General features: G+C 64.3%; 20 protein-coding genes. 14 read left to right on the top strand and 6 right to left on the bottom strand.

The genetic code is table 11. The features are described 5' to 3' along the window. Window positions 1-134 precede the first annotated feature (134 nt). Window positions 135-2,243, top strand: coding sequence for a catalase (gene katE / locus ACFSOZ_RS15865; RefSeq protein ID WP_379099713.1), 2,109 nt, complete (start codon window positions 135-137; stop codon window positions 2,241-2,243). A 57-nt stretch (window positions 2,244-2,300) separates the two neighbouring features. Here the strand turns inward: katE and ACFSOZ_RS15870 are convergent, their stop codons facing one another. Then, entirely contained in the window at window positions 2,301-2,510 is a 210-nt protein-coding gene (locus tag ACFSOZ_RS15870; protein ID WP_379099716.1) for a hypothetical protein, read from the bottom strand. 323 nt (window positions 2,511-2,833) lie between these two features. Between ACFSOZ_RS15870 and ACFSOZ_RS15875 the strand changes: the two genes are divergently transcribed. Continuing rightward, complete coding sequence (locus tag ACFSOZ_RS15875; RefSeq protein WP_379099718.1) at window positions 2,834-3,238, top strand: hypothetical protein; 405 nt, start codon at window positions 2,834-2,836, stop codon at window positions 3,236-3,238. Between the two features lie 48 nt (window positions 3,239-3,286). Here the strand turns inward: ACFSOZ_RS15875 and ACFSOZ_RS15880 are convergent, their stop codons facing one another. After that, window positions 3,287-3,580 carry a hypothetical protein gene (locus tag ACFSOZ_RS15880; protein WP_379099721.1) on the bottom strand — a complete coding sequence of 98 codons (294 nt, stop codon included), beginning with the start codon at window positions 3,578-3,580 and terminating at the stop codon, window positions 3,287-3,289. A gap of 270 nt (window positions 3,581-3,850) precedes the next feature. Here ACFSOZ_RS15880 and ACFSOZ_RS15885 point away from each other — a divergent pair, with 270 nt between their 5' ends. Further along, window positions 3,851-4,102 (top strand): hypothetical protein, encoded by a 252-nt coding sequence (locus tag ACFSOZ_RS15885; RefSeq protein WP_379099723.1) that lies wholly within the window; start codon window positions 3,851-3,853, stop codon window positions 4,100-4,102. Between the two features lie 92 nt (window positions 4,103-4,194). Here the strand turns inward: ACFSOZ_RS15885 and ACFSOZ_RS15890 are convergent, their stop codons facing one another. Next, window positions 4,195-4,410 carry a hypothetical protein gene (locus tag ACFSOZ_RS15890; protein WP_379099726.1) on the bottom strand — a complete coding sequence of 72 codons (216 nt, stop codon included), beginning with the start codon at window positions 4,408-4,410 and terminating at the stop codon, window positions 4,195-4,197. A gap of 476 nt (window positions 4,411-4,886) precedes the next feature. Between ACFSOZ_RS15890 and ACFSOZ_RS15895 the strand changes: the two genes are divergently transcribed. Further along, window positions 4,887-5,630, top strand: a complete 744-nt coding sequence (locus ACFSOZ_RS15895) for a Crp/Fnr family transcriptional regulator (RefSeq protein ID WP_379099728.1) — start codon at window positions 4,887-4,889, stop codon at window positions 5,628-5,630. 4 nt (window positions 5,631-5,634) lie between these two features. Here the strand turns inward: ACFSOZ_RS15895 and ACFSOZ_RS15900 are convergent, their stop codons facing one another. Continuing rightward, window positions 5,635-6,024 (bottom strand): hypothetical protein, encoded by a 390-nt coding sequence (locus ACFSOZ_RS15900; RefSeq protein WP_379099730.1) that lies wholly within the window; start codon window positions 6,022-6,024, stop codon window positions 5,635-5,637. Window positions 6,025-6,065: 41 nt separating this feature from the next. After that, window positions 6,066-6,326 carry a hypothetical protein gene (locus ACFSOZ_RS15905; protein ID WP_379099734.1) on the bottom strand — a complete coding sequence of 87 codons (261 nt, stop codon included), beginning with the start codon at window positions 6,324-6,326 and terminating at the stop codon, window positions 6,066-6,068. A 229-nt stretch (window positions 6,327-6,555) separates the two neighbouring features. On the opposite strand from ACFSOZ_RS15905, the gene ACFSOZ_RS15910 reads away from it, so the two are divergent. After that, a complete protein-coding gene (locus ACFSOZ_RS15910; RefSeq protein WP_379099803.1) occupies window positions 6,556-7,299 on the top strand; it encodes a helix-turn-helix domain-containing protein in 744 nt (247 codons plus the stop codon). A 30-nt stretch (window positions 7,300-7,329) separates the two neighbouring features. On the opposite strand, the gene ACFSOZ_RS15915 is transcribed toward ACFSOZ_RS15910, so the two are convergent. Continuing rightward, a complete protein-coding gene (locus tag ACFSOZ_RS15915) occupies window positions 7,330-8,001 on the bottom strand; it encodes a GntR family transcriptional regulator (protein ID WP_379099737.1) in 672 nt (223 codons plus the stop codon). Between the two features lie 141 nt (window positions 8,002-8,142). On the opposite strand from ACFSOZ_RS15915, the gene ACFSOZ_RS15920 reads away from it, so the two are divergent. The 9 genes from ACFSOZ_RS15920 to ACFSOZ_RS15960 all read left to right on the top strand — a co-directional run. Then, the gene (locus ACFSOZ_RS15920; protein ID WP_379099739.1) at window positions 8,143-8,730 is read left to right on the top strand and encodes an amino acid synthesis family protein; all 588 of its coding nucleotides are present in this window, start codon (window positions 8,143-8,145) and stop codon (window positions 8,728-8,730) included. Then, window positions 8,723-10,516 carry an alpha/beta fold hydrolase gene (locus ACFSOZ_RS15925; RefSeq protein WP_379099743.1) on the top strand — a complete coding sequence of 598 codons (1,794 nt, stop codon included), beginning with the start codon at window positions 8,723-8,725 and terminating at the stop codon, window positions 10,514-10,516. Before ACFSOZ_RS15920 ends, ACFSOZ_RS15925 begins: the two co-directional genes overlap by 8 nt. Before the next feature lie 5 nt (window positions 10,517-10,521). Then, a complete protein-coding gene (locus tag ACFSOZ_RS15930) occupies window positions 10,522-11,580 on the top strand; it encodes an LLM class flavin-dependent oxidoreductase (RefSeq protein WP_379099746.1) in 1,059 nt (352 codons plus the stop codon). Further along, window positions 11,577-13,055 (top strand): aldehyde dehydrogenase, encoded by a 1,479-nt coding sequence (locus ACFSOZ_RS15935; protein ID WP_379099749.1) that lies wholly within the window; start codon window positions 11,577-11,579, stop codon window positions 13,053-13,055. The genes ACFSOZ_RS15930 and ACFSOZ_RS15935 overlap by 4 nt, the downstream gene beginning before the upstream one ends. Window positions 13,056-13,137: 82 nt before the next feature. Next, window positions 13,138-14,172, top strand: a complete 1,035-nt coding sequence (locus ACFSOZ_RS15940; RefSeq protein WP_379099752.1) for an ABC transporter substrate-binding protein — start codon at window positions 13,138-13,140, stop codon at window positions 14,170-14,172. 68 nt (window positions 14,173-14,240) lie between these two features. Continuing rightward, the gene (locus tag ACFSOZ_RS15945) at window positions 14,241-15,101 is read left to right on the top strand and encodes an ABC transporter permease (RefSeq protein ID WP_379099754.1); all 861 of its coding nucleotides are present in this window, start codon (window positions 14,241-14,243) and stop codon (window positions 15,099-15,101) included. A gap of 1 nt (window position 15,102) precedes the next feature. Then, the gene (locus tag ACFSOZ_RS15950; protein WP_379099757.1) at window positions 15,103-15,903 is read left to right on the top strand and encodes an ABC transporter permease; all 801 of its coding nucleotides are present in this window, start codon (window positions 15,103-15,105) and stop codon (window positions 15,901-15,903) included. Beyond that, a complete protein-coding gene (locus ACFSOZ_RS15955) occupies window positions 15,900-16,976 on the top strand; it encodes an ABC transporter ATP-binding protein (RefSeq protein WP_379099759.1) in 1,077 nt (358 codons plus the stop codon). Before ACFSOZ_RS15950 ends, ACFSOZ_RS15955 begins: the two co-directional genes overlap by 4 nt. 125 nt (window positions 16,977-17,101) lie before the next feature. Then, window positions 17,102-19,172: acyltransferase family protein (locus tag ACFSOZ_RS15960; RefSeq protein WP_379099762.1), on the top strand; the 2,071-nt coding region annotated here is incomplete at its 3' end.

Raw genomic sequence — 19,172 nt, forward strand, 5'->3', positions numbered from 1 at the left:
GGCGACCGAAGGCCGCCCGTGCGAACGGGCGGCCTTCGCCGTTCAAGGATCTGAAATCCACAAGGAACGCATTGCCATCCGGGAGATTGAGCAAACAGCGCAGCCCGCGCGTTCAATCCTGAAGGGTTACCGGCATGGCGAAGCAAGCATCAAAATCGGCTGGTATGGCCGCGACCATCCACGATCAGAAACTGCAGCGCGGCGCAGGCGGAGAACTGCACCAGGTCGCATCCGGCTCGACGCCGGTGCTGACAACCGCCCAGGGCGGAGCGGTTTCCGACGACCAGAATTCTCTCAAGATCGGTGCCCGGGGTCCGACGGCGCTGGAAGACTTTCACTTCCGCGAAAAGATCTTCCATTTCGACCACGAGCGGATTCCCGAGCGTGTCGTCCATGCCCGTGGCTATGGCGCTCACGGCTATTTCGAAACCTATGAATCGCTGGCGAAATACACGCGTGCCGACATCTTCCAGCGCGCCGGCGAAAAGACGCCGGCTTTCGTCCGCTTCTCGACCGTCGCCGGCAACAAGGGCTCGGCCGATCTTGCCCGTGACGTGCGTGGCTTCGCCGTCAAACTCTATACGCAGGAAGGCAACTGGGACATCGTCGGCAACAACATGCCGGTGTTCTTCATCCAGGATGCGATCAAGTTTCCCGACCTGATCCACGCCGCCAAGGCCGAGCCCAACAGCGACTTCCCGCAGGCGCAGACCGCGCATGACAATTTCTGGGACTTCATTTCCCTCACCCCGGAAAGCATGCACATGATCATGTGGGCGATGTCCGACAGGGCGATCCCACGTTCCCTGCGCTTCATGGAAGGCTTCGGCGTTCACACGTTCCGGCTGGTCAACGCCAACGATGAATCAACCTTCGTCAAATTCCTCTGGAAGCCGAAGCTCGGTCTCCAGTCGGTCGCCTGGAACGAAGCGGTCAAGATCAACGGCGCCGATCCCGACTTCCATCGCCGCGACCTGTGGGACGCGATTCACGCGGGCAACTTCCCCGAATGGGAACTGCAGCTCCAGCTGTTCGATCAGGCGTTCGCGGACAGCTTCGACTTCGACATCCTCGATCCCACCAAGCTCATCCCCGAGGAAGTGCTGCCGCCGATCGCGGTCGGTCGCCTGGTGCTCGATCGCATGCCCGACAATTTCTTTGCCGAGACCGAGCAGGTCGCGTTCATGACGCAGAACGTACCGCCCGGCGTCGACTTTTCGAACGACCCGCTGCTGCAGGGCCGAAATTTCTCCTACCTCGACACGCAGATCAAACGGCTGGGCAGCACCAACTTTACCCACCTGCCGATCAACGCACCCAAATGCCCCTTCCACAATTTCCAGCAGGACGGGCACATGGCGATGCGCAACCCGGCCGGGCGTGCCAACTATCAGCCGAATTCATGGGGCGAAGGCCCCCGTGAATCACCGGCCAAAGGGTTCCGGTCGTTCGCCGAGGTCGAAGACGGACCAAAGGCTCGGTTGCGGTCGGAAACCTTTGCCGATCATTACAGCCAGGCACGCCAGTTCTACATCAGCCAGCACCCCGTGGAGCAAGGGCACATCGCCTCAGCGCTGACTTTTGAGCTGAGCAAGGTGCAAACCCCGGTCATTCGCGAGCGTATCGTTTCCCATCTTCTGAACATCGACGATGGGCTGGCCGGCAGGGTGGCGGACGCGCTCGGTTTGAAAACGATGCCCAAGCCCGCCGATGCGGCCGTTGCGACGCGCCGGGATCTCGCTGCGTCGGACGCGCTCAGCATCCTCAAGAACGGCCCTGGCCGTTTTGAGGGTCGCAAGCTCGGCATCGTGGTGACCGATGGAACGGATGCCGGCCTGCTGGCGGCCATGAAGCAAGCGTTGACCAAAGCCGGCGCAAGCTTCGAGATCATCGCGCCAAAGGTCGGTGGCGCCAAGGCCAGCGACGGCAGCTGGATCGACGCGCAACAGATGATATCAGGCGCGCCATCGGTTCTCTACGACGCCATTGCGCTGTTGCCGGCAAAGCCGGCAATGGCAGAGCTGTTGAAGGAATCCACCGCCCGCGACTTTCTCGCGGATGCCTTCGCGCATTGCAAGTTCATCGGCTTCGTCGAAGCGGCAGCTCCGCTGTTGTCCAAGGCCGGAATTACCGAGGATGAGGCGGTGATTTCACTGTCATCCGCCAAGGATGTCGCGGGCTTTGTCGCAAGGCTCGGCGAGTTGCGCTGGTGGGCACGTGAGCCGAAGGTGAAGTTGGGGTGAATTCGGCCTGCACCGGTGACGCGCAGGGATCAGGCAGAAGCGGGTGCCGACTGCGCCTCACGCATCCGAGGGGTCGCTCCTTGCGGCATCGGCACCCCGGCCGGTCGGAAAGATCCGCCTGAGGATGTCGCGCGCGATCTCGGCCCGGTGCTTGTCCTGGCCGCGCAACTCGACGCCGCTGAGTTTTGCCGGAGCGCCGTCCGTATGGTCCCACACCATCCAGCTGCCGGGCGTCTCCTGCAGGCACTCGAATCTGTCTCTTGGCATCAGGCGAGTCTGTCTCTCGGCATCAACTGTCCCCGTTTGCATCACCCGGCGATCGAGGCACCATTGGCCGACGCGGGGATTGGATTGAGCGGGGGCCCGGGTCCCGCGCCGGCAAGGAGCTCCTGAGGTCCGCTGCGTTGCGAACCTAGCGAGTTGCCGGCGGCCGAACAATTGCACGGGTTGTTGGGTACGGTTTCGGACAGTTCAGGGGGCTCGCTAAGCGATTGTCGGAAGCGTACAGTCGGTTTGTCGCTGGCCATTCAATGGGCGCTGGCGCTTGAAAGAGCAGATCGCGCTTTCGCCCCGAGGATGGGAGAAGCGCGATGACCTTCAACGGCTCAGCGGATTCAGATCAGCTTTCTATCCTGGCCAAAGTGCTCGATGACTATTGCCGTCAGGCCGGCATTGCCGCGGGCCACCCGGCCAGGGAACGTCTTGGACGCCGCGTCATGGAACTGTTCCAGGGCGGCATGGACAAGGCCGAGGACCTGCCTGCGGCCATGAACGCCAGCTACGACGAGTGGCTCGGCGAGGCTGATCTGCCGTCGTCATCTTTACAGCAGGCCACTTTGTGGGCGGACGTCGACCAGTCCGCAATCACGGAACCATCCTCTGCCGAGACAGTTGGTTCGGGTGGCGGCGGAGCATCGCGCTTCCCTCAAGCTGATATAGCGGAGCATTCCGCTAATTCGTCGCCACGCCCCCTCCAGGAAAGAGATCCGGAATAGCCACGCCTTCTGGCCAAGGGCGCTTGCCGTCATTGCCAGGCGCGCGGCTCAGGCAGCGCGGCCAAACTCGCTCTCGACGATATCGAGAAGCAGGCCGTCATTGTCTCGGCCGACGGGCTCCCTCGTTCGCCAGTCGCACCCCGATCGGTCGAACTCGATGGGCGCGGAATAGAATTCGGCGAAACCGAGAACCAGTCGTTCGGCGTCAGCCAGCGACAGACCGCTGTGGCGATCGGCCACCTGCGCCGCCAGAACCGGTATGTTGACGATTCCAAACTCGTAGATTGTTTTGACCAGCGTGTGGTTCAGGTCGTCACGCAGCTCGATCGGGTAGTTGTTCATGGCAAACTCCTGTCCTTTGGACTGGGTTTTCCCTCACTTTCACCATGCGCCGGCGACTTCGTCAAAGCAAGACAATTCGTACATTTTCATTAACAAAATCAATTAGTTAGTAGGTTGAGCCAGTGGCGTAACCCAAGCACTGTGAGTACGTGGTGCAACAAAAGCGTTTGACTATCTCGGAACCAAATTGGTCATTGGCAGATTGTGAGCCACATAAGTCACTTACTCATTCGGCTCACCGGCCCGCACGCCGGCAGAAGGAGGCCCGCGATGACCGATAATCTTGAGCGCCCCGAACGACTGCAGGTCATGCTGAACGAGGAAGAATTCGCGGCGCTGGACACTTGGCGCTTCGACAAGCGCATGCCGAGCCGCGCGGCCGCCGTGCGAGAACTGCTTCGTCGCGGCCTGGCCGCGGAGGGCTTTCTGCATGCCAGCAGTGGAACGCGCTCAGCCGACTTCGGTCTTCTGAGAGGTGAAGAAGACAAGCTTGCCGGCGAGGCAAAGATTTCAGGCGGATGAAAAATGCGGCACCGGCGCCCTACGGCTTGATAGGGCCGGCAGGAGTTAAAACGTCTCAGTCTTGGATGCCGAGGATGTGGCTCTGGCCCTGGTCAATGGCGTAACCGCCTGAAACACTCAAGCAATTCGCTTTCATTGCTGCAGCCATTCTCGAACAGCCAGAACACCGTGGCTGCGAGTTGCTGCACGTCCGGCTTCAGCGACATCCGGTCAAGTTTGCGCTCGCAGCAGATCTGATCGAAGACACGCTGGCACAGTTGCAGATCGGACGGAAAGAAGCCGGGATGGCGCTTGTTAAGGCTCGACATGAGAAGCCCCTCGCGGAGCAGCGACCCATTTGCCTGACGCTGTGAATCGAAAAATGAAATCGGGCGCCGGCAGAGTCAATATCCACGCCACCGACCGTAAAAAACGTACAATCCACTCCGCCGATGGGGCGATTACGCGAGGTCATTGGCCACGCATTCGAACGGGTCGCCGGACCAGATGTGACAAAGCGCCTTTGTCGTTAGCCGGCGGATATTATCGACCCTCACCGTGATCCGGCGCTCCAACGGGATATGTCGGTTTTGTACCAAGAGGCGCTTGGTACGTTTCCGACACTAACGTTCCGGTCGATCTTTTCGTATGCGAACGGCGTTGGGGGGCGCCGTGCATCGAATTTCAGACCGTATTCCTAGGTTTCTTCGTTCCGAACCCCCATATACAGGCCATCGTCGGCACGTTGATACGGGCGCGGACGGCTGGGAGATCGAATGGCTCTTGCCCTGCACAGGGCCGCGCCATGACTAATCCCGACAAAAACTCTGATCCCGATAAAAGCCACCAATTCCGAAATGAGCTGTTGAGGCGCATGAGCGCGGATGATCTCGCGCTGCTCAAGCCGAATATGCAACGCTGCGATCTGCCGTTGCGGATGATGCTGGTGACCCCCAATGTGCCGATCGAGGCCGTCTATTTCATCGAAGAGGGCATTGGCTCGGTGGTCGCCAGGACGACGAGCGGCCACGAGGCCGAAGTGGGCTTCATCGGCTTCGAAGGCATGACGGGATCTTCGCTGGTGATGGGCGACGACCGTGCGGTGCATGCGTGTTTCGTGCAGCTCGAAGGCGAAGCCATCCGCATCGATGCCGGCCCTTTCAATGCAGCGCTTGCGGCAAGTGCGACCTTGCGGATGTTCCTGCTGCGCTTCGTCAACGCCTTGCTGACCCAGACCGGCTGCACCGCGCTTGTCAACGCGCGCCTGAAGCTCGAGGAGCGGCTGGCGCGGTGGCTGCTCATGTGCGACGACCGGGTGCCCGGCGAACGCCTCGCCATCACGCACGAATTCCTGGCCATCATGCTTGGTGTGCGGCGGCCCGGCGTCACCGTTGCCCTCCAGCTGCTGGAAGGCCGCGCGCTCATCCGCTCGCGCCGCGGTGAGATCGTCATTCGCGACCGCGCCGGGCTGGAAGAACTCGCCAATGGCAGTTACGGCGAAGCGGAGGCCGAATATGCCAGGCTGATCGGCGAGATCGACGCCGGCTGACGCATCAAGCGTCGTTGTCCGGCCCGCCGGCCTGAAGCACTGCTTGCGACGCAGCGGCGCCGGCGCCGCGGTCCATGTCGTCTTGGACGACAAGCCGCACCGGCGGCGAATAGGGTGGCATGCTGATCTGGTGCCATAGCCCTTCGAACTCGTCCTTTGTGCCCGGATGCTCGAAGAATGGCATGCGGAGATCGAGCGGCGTAACGTCGAAGCGCTCCCCCGTCAGGATGTTCTCGACGATGAAATGCTTGTCGAGAATGCCGCCTGGGGACATCAGCCAGCCTCGCACCACGCGATAGCCGGGGCTTTCCGCGACAAGGTCATCGGCATTCTCATGCGCGTCGTAGCCGCCCGGGAGACCCGAACGCAACTTGACATATTTGTAGGGGATCAAGACGGCAGATCTGCTCCCGGCGCGAAGCCTTGCAAAAAGGCTCAAGACGCGCGCCTGGCGCGCGGCGTCGGGCTCCCCGTGACCGGCTCGCCCGACGGCGTGACCTCGGCGTCCCGGCCAATTGGCATACCGGCATGCTCCAGGCTTGCGAGCTTGCATTTCGTCTGTTCGGCCGCCGCCCCGACAAGGCAATCGATGGTGAACATGGCGCCGGCGTGATCGCTCGCCGCGACCGCCTGGCGTATCTTGCTCAATTGCGCTTGCGTATAGTCCAGAAGCTCGACCAGGCCGGTATGATCCAAACCGCCCTCCATCACAGGATGTCGAGTGGCCGATCCAGGTCGCTCTTGGCACTGAATTACGCCCATTTGCATGGCTTGCATAGGTGGATTGTCAAAAACGTACAGTCTTCGCGTCGCCGGCCGCGGTATTGGCCAAAGGTCCCATTCGCGAAATCAACGCGATGTGCGAGATTGCACGAATATAAGCTATCGCTTGAATAACGATCCGTACGTCCGTCGCGGGGGCGATGTGCCAATTCGCGAGAACCTCGCCGCCAACCTCAGGCGGCTGATCCAACGCCACGCCTCCGTGAGCGCGGTGTGCCGTGAGCTTGGCATCAATCGCACCCAGTTCGAGCGCTATCTGCAAGGCCATGCCATTCCCAACAAGACCACCGCCAGGCTGATCTGCGACTTCTTCAAGATCGACGAGAATGAGCTGTACCGCGAGCCCGCTGCCGCGTCGGCCAAGGACGATGGCAACGCATCGCTGCGCCAGACGCTTTACGAGACCATGGTGCGCCCGCCGTCGCCCGCCATCGCCGGCGGTACCTATTTCACCTATTTTTCTATCCCCGGCCGCCCCGACCTTCTGATGCGCTCGGTCACCTTCGTGCGGCGTGAGGCCGAGCTGGTCACCTTCAGGCGGGTGACGCGGTGGGTCCCGGGCGATGGCCAGGGCGGAGCACGGGCGCCCGGCAACCACTATGGCGTGGTGATCTCGCGCCTGAACTGGATCTATTTCACCGGCGTCAACCGCCGCCAGACCAGCGAGCCGACGATTGTGGCCGTGCAGTGGGCCCCCATCTCGGAGCCGGTTCTGGTCGGCAGCGCCTTCGTCCTGACCGGATCGGGACCAGCCTGCGTATCGGCCATCATGCGGCAGGACGTCACCCGGATCAGCAAGAGGCGAGCGATGCAGATGGCCCATATCGTCAGCCTCGATGACCCCGGCGTCGATCGGCTGGTGGTCAGTCTCGCGCACGAGGCCTGATCCACCGCCGGCGGCCGTGGACGTTCGCGCTCAGCCGAGGCGGAGCGTGTCGCGTGCGATCTGCCAGGCGGATTCGACGTGCCGGCGGGCCGCCGCCTCCGCCTGGTCCGGCTTGCGCGACCGGATGGCATCCATGATTTCGGTCATCTCGGCGATCGCAGGCTCGCGGCGGTTCTGCGACGCGATGGTCATCGAGCGGAGCTGGTTGATGCGGACATTCAGACCCGTCACGATTTCCCAGGCAATGCGCTTGTCGGCCGCCTCGAACAGCGTTTCGTAGAATTTGGTCGTCGCCCGCATCACCTCGACCGGCGCGCCTGACGCCCACGCGTCAAGCAGGTTCTTCAAGGCGGCATCGAGCGCAGCGATCTGCGCGTCGGTGGCCGATAGTGCGCAAGTCCGCGCCGCGATGCCCTCCAGCAGCGCCCGCAATTCGTAGATTTCGTCGGTGCGGCCGAGATCCGGCCTGGCGACGGCAGGGCCATGGCCCGGTATCATCTGCACCAGGCCTTCCGCCTCCAGTTGCCGCAGGACCTCGCGCACGACGGAACGGCTCACCCCGAGCTGATCGCAAAGCGGCCGCTCGACCAGCCTTTCACCGGGCTGGAAATGGAAGCCCATGATCGCCTCGCGCATGCGCTCCAGCGCCAGCGTCCTCAACGTCTTGGCAGAGCGGTCGATCCGCAGCGTATCGTCTGACATGTCTTCTCCGCCCTCCCCGCGCCGTCACAAAACAGATTCCGAAGCCGATTGACAAGGTCTTTGGCGCTCCATAGCATGGTATACCATAAGACGATACAGTGATGACGGCGCCGCGTGGCGCCCTCGCGACCGAGGACTTTCATGAAACCGGCCATTCGGAAGACCGTCATCTACATCGAGAACACGCTTATCGAGGGCGGCAAGGCGGCGCCGAAACCGTTGCGCCTGATCGGCGTTGCCGCCGTGCTGACCAACCCTTGGGCCGGCCGCGGTTTCACCGACGACCTGTCGCCGGAGATCCGCGCCTTTGCTCCCGTCCTCGGCGAACTGCTGACTCGCGAAATCATCGCCATCGCCGGTTCGGGCGAGGCGATAGAAGGCTATGGCAAGGCTGCGATCTGCGGGACTTCGGGCGAGATCGAGCACGCATCGGCGCTGATCCATACGCTGCACTTCGGCAATCACTACCGTCGCGCCGTCGGCGCCAAGACCTATCTCGCCTTCACCAACCTGCGCGGCGGGCCGAACACGCCGATCATGATCCCGCTGATGGACAAGAACGACGAGGGCCGCCGCTCGCACTATCTGACCGTGCATTTCCAGATCGGCGACGCGCCCGCGCCCGACGAGCTGGTGGTGGCGCTTGGCGCTTCGATCGGCGGTCGCCCGCACCATCGCATCGGCGACCGCTATCAGGATCTCAAGGAGGTCGGAGATCTGCATGGCTGATAGCGCCGCCCCCGCATCGGTCCGCAACACGGCTGCGGACGGCACCGGCTTCATCCGCGCCGGCTCCGGCGCGCCGGTTCTGCTCATTCACGGCGTCGGCATGAACGCGACGATCTGGCAGGATCAGATCGCTCAGATGCAGGATCGCCACGACCTGATCGCCATCGACATGCTCGGCCACGGCGTTTCACCGCTGCCACCGGAACATGCCGCGCTGTCGGATTTCGCCGATCAGGCGCTGCGCCTGCTCGACCATCTCGGTCTCCCTTCGGTATCGATCGTCGGCCATTCGATGGGCGCGCTGGTCGCCCTGGAAATCGCCCTTCGCGCGCCTTCGCGCGTCGGCTCCATCGTCTGCCTCAACTCGGTCTTCCGCCGCCCCCCGGCCCTGGCGCAGGCGGTGAGCGAACGCGCCGCCGCGCTCGGCACGCATGGCGATGCTGCGGCCGTCGCGGCTACACTTGCCCGCTGGTTCGGCGACCCGCTACCGGCCAGCCTTGCCGGCGCGGCCGCAATGGCGCGCGCCGCCCTTGAAGGCGTCGACCCGCAAGGCTACGCGCGCACCTATCGCCTCTTTGCCCATGTCGATGCCGCCCACGCCGACGCCCTGGCAGGGCTGGCGGCACCAGCCCTGTTCATGACCGGGTCGCAGGACAGCAATTCGACTCCGGCCATGTCCGCCGCGATGGCGCGGCTTGCGCCGCGTGGTCAATGCCTGGTGCTCAGCGGAGAAAGACACATGATGGCAATAGCTTCTCCCGAAAAAGTAACTAAACACATCAGCGCCTTTCTCGACGCTGGGGAAGCCGCGAAGCCGCAGGCCGATGCCACGTTCGACAGCGGCGAATTCCGGCGCGCGCTCGGCTCCTTCCTGACCGGCGTCACCATCGTCACCACGATCGGCGCTGAAGGCGAACCGCGCGGCTTCACCGCCAACTCCTTCACCTCGGTCTCGCTCGAACCGCCGCTGGTGCTTGTCTGCATCGCCAAGAAGGCGCTGGGACACAGCGCCTTCTCGACATCGAAAGGCTTCGCCATCAACATCTTGTCGGAGAACCAGAAGGCCCACTCCGGCACCTTTGCCTCCAAGGCCGCCGACAAGTTCGCAGCCGTGGCCTGGCAACCGGGCCAGACCGGCAATCCGCTGATCGACGGTTCGGTTGCGGTGTTCGATTGCGACATGCAGCAGCTGGTCGATGCCGGCGATCATTCGATCCTCATCGGCCGCGTCCGCGATTTCAGCCACAACGGAGCCCAGCCTCTCGGTTATTGCAGGGGCACCTATGTGACGCCCGGCCTCAGCCAGGAAGCGCTGGCGGCAGTTCCCCCCGATACGGAAGTCGGCGCCATTCTCGAGAACGAGGGCCGTGTGCTGTTCTTCGAAACCACCGATGGATTTCATGAATTGCCGGCCGGGCGCGGACTGGGCACGTCGAAAGATGCGCGCAGCCTCAAGGGCCGCCTTGCCGCCCGGTCCATCGACGCCCAGCTCGGCTTCCTGTTCGCGGTGTGGGACGATGCCGCCGACCCCTCGCACACGCATGTCTACTATCGCGGAACGGTCGATGGACCCCATTCCGACGATCGCCGCGTGCGGCTTGTCGAGATCGAGCAGCTCGCCGATCTCAAGATCGCCGACCCGGCGGTGCGCTCGATGCTTGCCCGCTATGCCCGCGAACGCACAGAAGATGCATTCGGCGTCTATGTCGGCAACGAGGTCGAAGGCGAAGTCCGGCCGCTCGCCAAGCCCTCGCATGCTCAAGTTGTTCTTTCCGGTCGCGGGTGAAGCTGATGAAATTTTCGCTTTTCGTCCACATGGAGCGATCGGATCTGGCAAAGCCGCATTCCGAGCTTGTCGGCGAGTTGGAAGAACTGGTTGTGCAGGCCGAAGAGGCAGGCTTCGAGACCGCCTGGATCGGCGAGCATCACGGGATGGAATTCACCATCTCGCCGAACCCGTTCATCAACATCGCCTGGCTCGCCGCCAAGACCCGGCGCATTCGGCTCGGCACCGGAACCATCGTCGCGCCGTTCTGGCATCCGATCAAGCTTGCCGGCGAAGCGGCGATGGCCGACGTCATCACCGGCGGCCGGCTCGACATCGGCATTGCGCGCGGCGCCTATGCCTACGAATACCAGCGGCTTTTCCCGGGCCTCGAGGCCTGGGGTGCCGGCCAGCGCATGCGCGAGATGGTGCCGGCGATCCGCGGCCTGTGGGATGGCGATTTCGAGCTCGCCGGCGAGTTCTGGACCTTCCCTTCGACCACCTCGTCGCCCAAGCCGCTGCAAAAGCCCTATCCGCCGATCTGGGTGGCCGCGCGCGATCCGAACTCGCACGACTTCGCGGTTTCCAACGGTTGCAACGTCCAGGTGACCCCGCTGGCTTCGGGCGATGGCGAAGTGGCCAGCCTGATGGAGCGCTTCAACACCGCTTGTGGTGCCCACCCCGGCATAGCACGGCCCGAAATCATGCTCCTGATGCATACATTCGTCGCCGAGGACGCGGCCGATGCCGACCGGCTCGCGCAGGACCTGTCGCAATTCTACTGCCAGTTCGGCGCCTGGTTCCAGAACAAGAAGCCGGTGCGCCAGGGCATATTGGAAACACTGACCGATGCCGAGATCGCGGCCATGCCGCAATATGCGCCCGACAAGATCAGGCAGAACCTCGTCATCGGCGAAGCCGACGAGGTGATCGCCAGGCTGAAGGCTTACGAGGCGCTCGGCTACGACCAGTATTCGATCTGGATCGACAGCGGCCTTTCCCATGAGCGCAAGAAGAAGTCGCTGCAGCTCTTCATCGACAGGGTGATGCCGGCCTTCTGCGAGCCGAAAGCTGGATCGCGATGAGCACCGCCGAATTCAGGAACTACATAGACGGCAGCTTCGTCGATGCGGCGGCGACCTTCGACAGCATCGACCCGTCGACCGGCACGGCATGGGCCAGGATGCCCGCCGCTTCATCTGATGACGTCGACCGCGCCGTCGAAGCCGCCCACCGGGCGCTGCGCTCCGGCCCGTGGGCGGCAATGACGGCGACGGCGCGCGGCAAGCTTCTGGTGCGGCTCGGCGATCTCGTCGTCGCCAATGCCGATCGGCTGGCCGGACTCGAGACGCGCGACACCGGCAAGATCATCCGCGAGACCCGCGCCCAGATCGCCTATGTCGGCGACTACTACCGCTATTATGGCGGGCTGGCCGACAAGCATGAAGGCTCGTTTGTCCCTATCGACAAGGCGGACATGGAAGTGACGATCCGGCCCGAGCCGATCGGTGTCGTCGCGGCCGTCGTGCCGTGGAATTCGCAACTCTTCCTGTCTGCCGTCAAGCTCGGGCCGGCGCTGGCGGCCGGCTGCACTGTCGTCCTCAAGGCGTCCGAAGACGGCCCTGCCCCGCTGCTGGCCTTCGCTGAACTCGTCCATGAGGCCGGCTTTCCCGCCGGCAGCGTGAACATCCTGACCGGGTTCGGCCATGATTGCGGCCACCGGCTGACCAGCCATCCGCTCGTCGCCCGCGTCGCCTTCACCGGGGGTCCGGCAACCGCCCGGCAGATCGTCAGGAACACCGCTGAAAACCTTGCCTACACGACGCTCGAACTCGGCGGTAAAAGCCCGGTCGTGGTGTTTGCCGATGCCGATCTCGACAGCGCCGCCAACGCGGTCGTCGCCGGCATCTTCGCCGCCACCGGCCAGAGCTGCGTCGCCGGCTCGCGCCTGCTGGTCGAGCGTTCGGTGAAGGACGAATTCCTCGCCCGGCTCAAGCACAAGGCCGAGGCGATCCGGATCGGCGACCCGCAGGATCCGGCAACCGAAATGGGGCCGCTGGCCACGTCGCGGCAGCGCGAACGGATCGAGAAGATCGTGGCGGCAAGCCTTGCCGCGGGTGGACGGCTGGTCACCGGCGGCGAAAGGCCCGCCGGCCACGCCGGCGGCCTCTATTACGCGCCGACGATCATCGACGCCAATGACAACACCGGCTTGCCCTGCGTGCGCGAGGAGCTGTTCGGTCCCGTGCTCTCCGTGATCGCCTTCGACGCGGAAGCCGAAGCGCTGGCGCTGGCCAACGACACGCCGTTCGGCCTGGCGTCCGGCGTGTTCACCACCAATCTCGCGAAAGCCCATCGCATGGCGCGCGGCATCCATGCCGGCGTGGTCTGGATCAACACCTATCGCGCCGTCTCGCCGCTGGTTCCGTTTGGCGGCTATGGCCAGTCGGGCCTCGGCCGCGAGGGCGGCCTCGATGCGATCCGCGACTACACGCGTTCGAAGTCGGTGTGGATACGCATCTCGGACGACCCGATTCCCGATCCTTTTGTCATGCGGTAGCCGCCGCGGACGGGGATTCGCGATCAAGGCGAAAACGCCGATCGCGAACAGCCAACAACGAAAACAAACAGAGGAGAACGACATGAAACTGATCATCACCGGCGCCCTTGCCCGCCTTCTTGCAACGACACTGCTCGCAACAACACTTCTGGCAACGACGGCCGCAAAGGCCGAGGATATGGTGTTCACCAGTTGGGGCGGGACGACCCAGGAAGCACAGACCAAATCCTGGGCCGAACCGTTCACCGCCGCGTCCGGCATCAAGGTCATGCAGGACGGCCCGACCGACTACGGCAAGCTGAAGGCGATGGTCGACAGCGGCAGCGTCAACTGGGATGTCGTCGACGTCGAGATGGATTTTGCCATCAAGGCGGCCAAGGACGGACTGCTCGAACCGATCGACTTCACTGCCGTGCCCAAGGCCGACCTCGATCCGCGCTTCACCACCGATCATGCCGTCGGCAGTTTCTACTATTCCTTCGTGCTCGCCTGGAACAAGGGCGCCGTTTCGGGTGAGCCGGCCGGCTGGGCCGACATGTTCGACCTGAAGAAATTCCCGGGCAAGCGGACCTTCTACAAATGGTCGGCGCCCGGTGTCATCGAGATCGCTTTGCTGGCTGATGGCGTTCCCGCCGACAAGCTCTATCCGCTCGATCTCGATCGCGCCTTCAAGAAGCTCGACACCATCAAGTCGGACATCGTCTGGTGGGGCGGCGGCGCGGAGTCGCAGCAATTGATCGCGTCCGGCGAAGCGACGTTCGGCCAGCTGTGGAACGGCCGCGTCTTCGCGCTGGAGAAGGATGGCGCCGATGTCGGCGTCTCCTGGAACCAGAACCTGACCGCCGCCGACGTGCTGGTGGTGCCGAAGGGTGCCAAGAACAAGGACACGGCGATGAAGTTCCTCGCCGCGGCGAGCAGCCCCGCCGGCCAGGCGAAATTCGCCGAGGCCAGCGGCTATGCACCTGTTAACACCAAGGCCAAGGCCGAGATGCCGGCCGATGCCGTCAAATCGCTTCCGGATGCCCATGTCGACGGACAGATCAATCTCGACATGAACTACTGGGCCGAGAACCGCGACGCCATCGCGGCGCGCTGGTATGCCTGGCAGGCAAAGTAAGCCTGCCCCTTGAACAGCAAGGGACGATACCGCGCGCGCCGTCTCGTCCCCTAGCCCGGATCGCTGCCATGTCGGTCGAAACACGTCGGAATTTTGGAACGGTGCGGCTGCCGGCAGGCTTCAATGGCCTGCTGCCGGCCCTGGTCCTGATCGTGCTGTTCTTCGTCGTCCCGGTCCTGGCCCTGCTCTTGCGCAGCGTCACGGAACCCGAGCCCGGCCTGCAGAACTACGCGGCCCTGCTGGGCGACGGCACCTATGCACGGGTCTTCTTCAACACCTTCCTGGTCGCGTCGGTGGTCACGATCGTTACGGTCCTCGTCGCCTTCCCGGTTGCCTGGATGCTGGCGATCATGCCCTCGGGGCTGGCCTCGATCGTCTTCGGCGTCATCATCCTGTCGATGTGGACCAATCTCTTGACCCGCACCTATGCCTGGATGGTGCTGCTGCAGCGCACCGGCGTCATCAACCGGACGCTGATGGCCGCAGGCGTCATCGACCAGCCGCTGCCGCTCATCAACAATCTCACCGGCGTCACCATCGGCATGGTCTACATCATGCTGCCCTTCATGATCCTGCCGCTGGTCGGCACGCTGCGGGCGATCGATCCGATGACGCTGCGCGCGGCGGCACTGTGCGGCGCAAGCCCTTTCCAGGCATTCCGCCGCATCCTGCTGCCGCTGTCGCTGCCCGGCGTGGCGGCCGGCGGCCTGATGGTCTTCGTCATGTCGCTCGGCTACTTCGTCACGCCGGCACTGCTCGGCGGCACGTCGAACATGATGCTCGCCGAAATGATCGCGCAGATGATCCAGTCGCTGCTCAACTGGGGGCTCGGCAGCGCCGCGGCCTTCATCCTGCTTGTCGTCACCATGGCGCTCTACGCGCTGCAGCTGCGCCTCGTCGGCGTCAGGCGCATGAGCGGAGGCATCTGAGATGCTGCTCGACTATGACCGCATGGGATGGCTGAAGATTGCCCTGCTCGGCTTCACCGCGCTGGTCGCCGGCTTTCTTCTGTTGCCGGTCGTCTTCATCGTCCTGCTCTCCTTCGGTTCGTCGCGCTGGCTGGCCTTCCCGCCGCCCGGCTGGACGCTCAAATGGTACCAGGAGCTTTTTGCCGATCCGGCCTGGCTCGATGCGGCGCTGACCAGCGCCAGGATCGCCACCATGACGGCGATGCTGGCGGTAGCGATCGGCCTGCTCGCCTCCTTTGCCCTGGTTCGCGGACAGTTTGCCGGGCGCGAGATCCTGCGCGGCCTGCTGCTGACGCCGATGGTGCTGCCCGTCGTCGTCTTCGCCATCGCCGTCTATGCGTTCTTCCTTCGCCTTGGCCTCGGCGGCACAACCATCGGCTTCGTCATCGCCCACACCGTGCTGGCACTGCCCTTCGCCATCATCCCGATCGCCACCGCGCTCGAAGGCTTCGACAAGTCGATCGAGGACGCGGCCATCGTCTGCGGCGCCAGCCCGCTCGAGGCCAAGCTCAGGATCACCTTGCCGTCGATCCGGATCGGCATCTTCTCCGCCGCGATCTTTTCCTTCCTTGCCTCGTGGGATGAGGTCGTGGTGGCGATCTTCATGGCCAGCCCCAGCCTGCAAACCTTGCCCGTCAAGATCTGGGGCAGTTTGCGCTCGGATCTGAGCCCGGTGATCGCCGCCGCCTCCAGCCTGCTCGTCGGGCTGACGCTTGCCCTGATGGTGGTGACGGCGCTGCTGCAGCGAAAGTTCCGCACATGACCCAGCCCTTCCTCTCCATCCGCAATCTGCGCAAGGCGTTCGGGGCAATCACCGCCGTGCATGACGTCACCCTCGAGATACCCAGGGGCGAGTTCCTGACCTTCCTCGGGCCTTCAGGGTCGGGAAAATCGACGACGCTCTACGCGATCGCCGGCTTCCAGGATCCGAGTTCCGGCGATGTCCAGCTGGAAGGAAAGTCACTGCTTGCCGTGCCCTCGCACAAGCGCAACATCGGCATGGTCTTCCAGCGCTACACGCTGTTTCCGCATCTGACGGTGGCCGAAAACGTCGCCTTTCCGCTTCGGGTTCGCCGCCGGCCGGAGGCCGAGGTGAAGAAGAAGGTCGCCGACATGCTGGCGCTGGTGCGTCTCGAAAGCTTCGCCGCGCGCTTGCCGGGCGCACTGTCGGGCGGCCAGCAGCAGCGCGTCGCGCTCGCCCGGGCGCTGGCCTACGATCCGCCGATCCTGTTGATGGACGAACCATTGTCGGCGCTCGACAAGAAGCTGCGCGAGGAAATCCAGGGCGAGATCCGCCGCATCCATCGCGAGACCGGCGTCACCATCCTCTACGTCACCCACGACCAGGAGGAGGCGCTGCATCTGTCGGACCGCATCGCCCTGTTCCGGGACGGCCGCATCGAGCAGACCGGCAGCGGCGAGGACCTTTATCTGAGGCCGGCGACCGATTTCGTCGCTGGCTTCATCGGCAATTCGAATTTCCTCGCCGCCGAACATCTCGCCACCAGCGATGGCACGGCGACGATCCGGCTGGCAGACGGCTCTGTCGTCTCCGGGGTCAGGGCCAACGGCACGTTCGGCAACGGCCAGAAGACCCGGCTGATGATCCGGCCGGAGGCGTTTGGCATGGAACGGCGCCCGGCGAACGCGGAGCTCAGCGTCGAGATCGTCGACGTCGCCTTCTACGGCGAGCGTCGGCGCATCGTCGCGCGCACCGCCGCCGGCGAGGGGGTCGACATCAGGCCGACCTCGGCCGCCATGCAGTCGCAGGACGTGTCGCCCTGCAGCCGGCAGGTCTTTTTCGACCCGGCGGCAGCGTTCCTGTTTCCCGCCTGACGTGCCGCCACCCTTTACCTGCCATGTTGCACTGCGATAGATTTGTTGCATTGCGATATCACCCTGCCCGGCCGACCCTGCCAATGGGGCTGGGCCAAGGGGTGGGCTTGCACGAAGGAGCCAAAGTGGCAGCATCGTTCCGGCCGGACATACAGGGATTGCGCGCACTCGCCGTCGGTGGCGTCGTCGCCTATCATTTCGGCCTTTCCGGCCTGCCCGGCGGCTTTGCCGGCGTCGACATCTTCTTCGTCATCTCCGGCTGGCTGATCACCACCCACCTCATGCAGGAGATCGGCGACACCGGCAGGCTCGACCTCTGGCGCTTCTATGCCAGGCGCGCCCGGCGCCTTTTGCCGGCGGCACTGTTCGTCATCCTGGCCACGCTGGCCGCCGGCTATTTCATCCTGTCGCCGCAGGAGCAGGCGCTCTATTCGGGCGGCGCCATGTTCGCCTCCGCCTATGCCATCAATCTGTGGCTGCTGCGCTGGTCGTTCGACTATTTCGCAGCCGACGCCACCAGCAATCCCTCCATCCACTTCTGGTCGCTGTCGGTCGAGGAGCAGTTCTATCTGGCCTGGCCAGCGCTGCTGCTGCTGGCCGCCTGGCTGCGGCCGGGCCGGCGCACGGCCGTGGTCGTGATCGGCGCGGTGGGCCTCGCCTCCTTCGCCGCCTGCGCCTGGTTGACCGTGGTCGCGCCAGCCTGGGCGTTCTATGCCTCGCCGCTGCGTGCCTGGGAGTTCGCCGCCGGCGGCCTGGCGACGCTGGCGCCGGCTGCTTTCCCCGGGCACCGCGCAGGACTGCGCGCAGCACTTGGCTGGCTCGGCCTGGCGCTGATCGCGGCGGCCTATCTGTGGCTGAGCGAGGACCTGCCCTTCCCCGGCTATTATGCGCTGCTGCCGGTCGCCGGCACGGTGCTGGTGCTGTTGAGCGGCGCCGGCGACGAGCAGGCCAGCAGGCAGATCAATGGGCGATCCTTTGGCCCGGCCGCTGCTTTGTCGCTTCCGCCGCTGCAATGGATCGGCGCGCTCTCCTATTCGCTCTATCTCTGGCACTGGCCGGTCATCGTCTATGCGCAGATGCTGGTGCCGGATCTCAACGTGCCGCAGCGCTTCGGCTGCGGCGCGCTGGCGCTGGCGCTGTCGGTGTTCACCTATCACCTGATCGAAAACCCGGGCCGGCGCGCCGGCTGGCTGACGGTGGGCGCAAGAGCGCCAGAGCAGTTCATCGCTTCAAAGAAACGCCGAACCGCTCTGGGTCTTTTTCTCAGCGCAATTCCGGACGGAAAACCGCTTCGCACTTTTCCTGGAATTGCTCTGGTTCCCGCGCTGGCGCTGACCGGTGCCGGCGTGGTGGTGGCCTATGCCAATGCGCATCTGGCCCAGCGCAACATCGACCCACAGCAGCTCGGCATCGAGCGGGCGGCCGAACGACCCTCCATCGCGCGCGCCGTCGACACGAACTGTCTGCTCGACTTCCACACGGTGACGCCCAAGCCTTGCACTTTCGGCGCGGCCGACGCCGCCCACACCATCGTGCTGTTCGGCGATTCGCATGCCGACCACTGGTCGACGCCGCTGATCGAGGCGGCGAAACGCAACGACACCAAGGTGGTCACCTATCTGAAATCGTCGTGCCGCGCCTCGCGCCTCTCCACCTTCAACACGGTGCTGAAGCGCGACTACACCGAATGCGACGCCTGGCGCGAGCAGGCGATAGCGGACATCATCGCCCGCAAGCCGCGCCTGGTGGTGATCTCGGAATTCTCCATCGGCAATCTGACGCGCGACATGCCCGCCGCCAGCCGCACCGCCGAGACCGCGCGCTGGCAGGCCGGCCTGCGCTCGACATTGCAGGCCTTCAGCCGCGCCGGCGTCGAGGCGGCAGTGATCCGCGACACGCCGATCAGCGACAGCTTCGCCGACTCCTGCGTGGCGCGCACGCTGTGGTGGCGCGAGGCGCCGTCGCCGCACTGCGACACGCCAAGGGCCGAGGCCGCCAATGACGGCGCCGCGGCCGCCGAGCGCGCCATCGTGACCAGCGTGCCCGACACGCTCTATGTCGACCTCACCGACCGCTTCTGCGGGGCGACCGCCTGCCACGTCTTCATCGGCGGCAAACTCGCCTTCCGCGACCGCCACCATCTGGCCACCGCCTTTGCCGAGACGCTGGAAGGGCCGCTGGAAAGGGCGTTGTTTT

This window comes from Mesorhizobium newzealandense, assembly GCF_042682145.1.
Taxonomy (GTDB): Bacteria; Pseudomonadota; Alphaproteobacteria; order Rhizobiales; family Rhizobiaceae; genus Mesorhizobium; species Mesorhizobium newzealandense.

Excerpts from the sequence above, each read along its gene's own strand:
- katE (WP_379099713.1), top strand. The coding sequence starts at position 135 with ATGGCGAAGCAAGCATCAAAATCGGCTGGTATGGCCGCGACCATCCAC.
- ACFSOZ_RS15870 (WP_379099716.1), bottom strand. The coding sequence starts at position 2,510 with ATGCCAAGAGACAGATTCGAGTGCCTGCAGGAGACGCCCGGCAGCTGG.
- ACFSOZ_RS15875 (WP_379099718.1), top strand. The coding sequence starts at position 2,834 with ATGACCTTCAACGGCTCAGCGGATTCAGATCAGCTTTCTATCCTGGCC.
- ACFSOZ_RS15880 (WP_379099721.1), bottom strand. The coding sequence starts at position 3,580 with ATGAACAACTACCCGATCGAGCTGCGTGACGACCTGAACCACACGCTG.
- ACFSOZ_RS15885 (WP_379099723.1), top strand. The coding sequence starts at position 3,851 with ATGACCGATAATCTTGAGCGCCCCGAACGACTGCAGGTCATGCTGAAC.
- ACFSOZ_RS15890 (WP_379099726.1), bottom strand. The coding sequence starts at position 4,410 with ATGTCGAGCCTTAACAAGCGCCATCCCGGCTTCTTTCCGTCCGATCTG.
- ACFSOZ_RS15895 (WP_379099728.1), top strand. The coding sequence starts at position 4,887 with ATGACTAATCCCGACAAAAACTCTGATCCCGATAAAAGCCACCAATTC.
- ACFSOZ_RS15915 (WP_379099737.1), bottom strand. The coding sequence starts at position 8,001 with ATGTCAGACGATACGCTGCGGATCGACCGCTCTGCCAAGACGTTGAGG.
- ACFSOZ_RS15920 (WP_379099739.1), top strand. The coding sequence starts at position 8,143 with ATGAAACCGGCCATTCGGAAGACCGTCATCTACATCGAGAACACGCTT.
- ACFSOZ_RS15925 (WP_379099743.1), top strand. The coding sequence starts at position 8,723 with ATGGCTGATAGCGCCGCCCCCGCATCGGTCCGCAACACGGCTGCGGAC.
- ACFSOZ_RS15930 (WP_379099746.1), top strand. The coding sequence starts at position 10,522 with ATGAAATTTTCGCTTTTCGTCCACATGGAGCGATCGGATCTGGCAAAG.
- ACFSOZ_RS15935 (WP_379099749.1), top strand. The coding sequence starts at position 11,577 with ATGAGCACCGCCGAATTCAGGAACTACATAGACGGCAGCTTCGTCGAT.
- ACFSOZ_RS15940 (WP_379099752.1), top strand. The coding sequence starts at position 13,138 with ATGAAACTGATCATCACCGGCGCCCTTGCCCGCCTTCTTGCAACGACA.
- ACFSOZ_RS15945 (WP_379099754.1), top strand. The coding sequence starts at position 14,241 with ATGTCGGTCGAAACACGTCGGAATTTTGGAACGGTGCGGCTGCCGGCA.
- ACFSOZ_RS15950 (WP_379099757.1), top strand. The coding sequence starts at position 15,103 with ATGCTGCTCGACTATGACCGCATGGGATGGCTGAAGATTGCCCTGCTC.
- ACFSOZ_RS15955 (WP_379099759.1), top strand. The coding sequence starts at position 15,900 with ATGACCCAGCCCTTCCTCTCCATCCGCAATCTGCGCAAGGCGTTCGGG.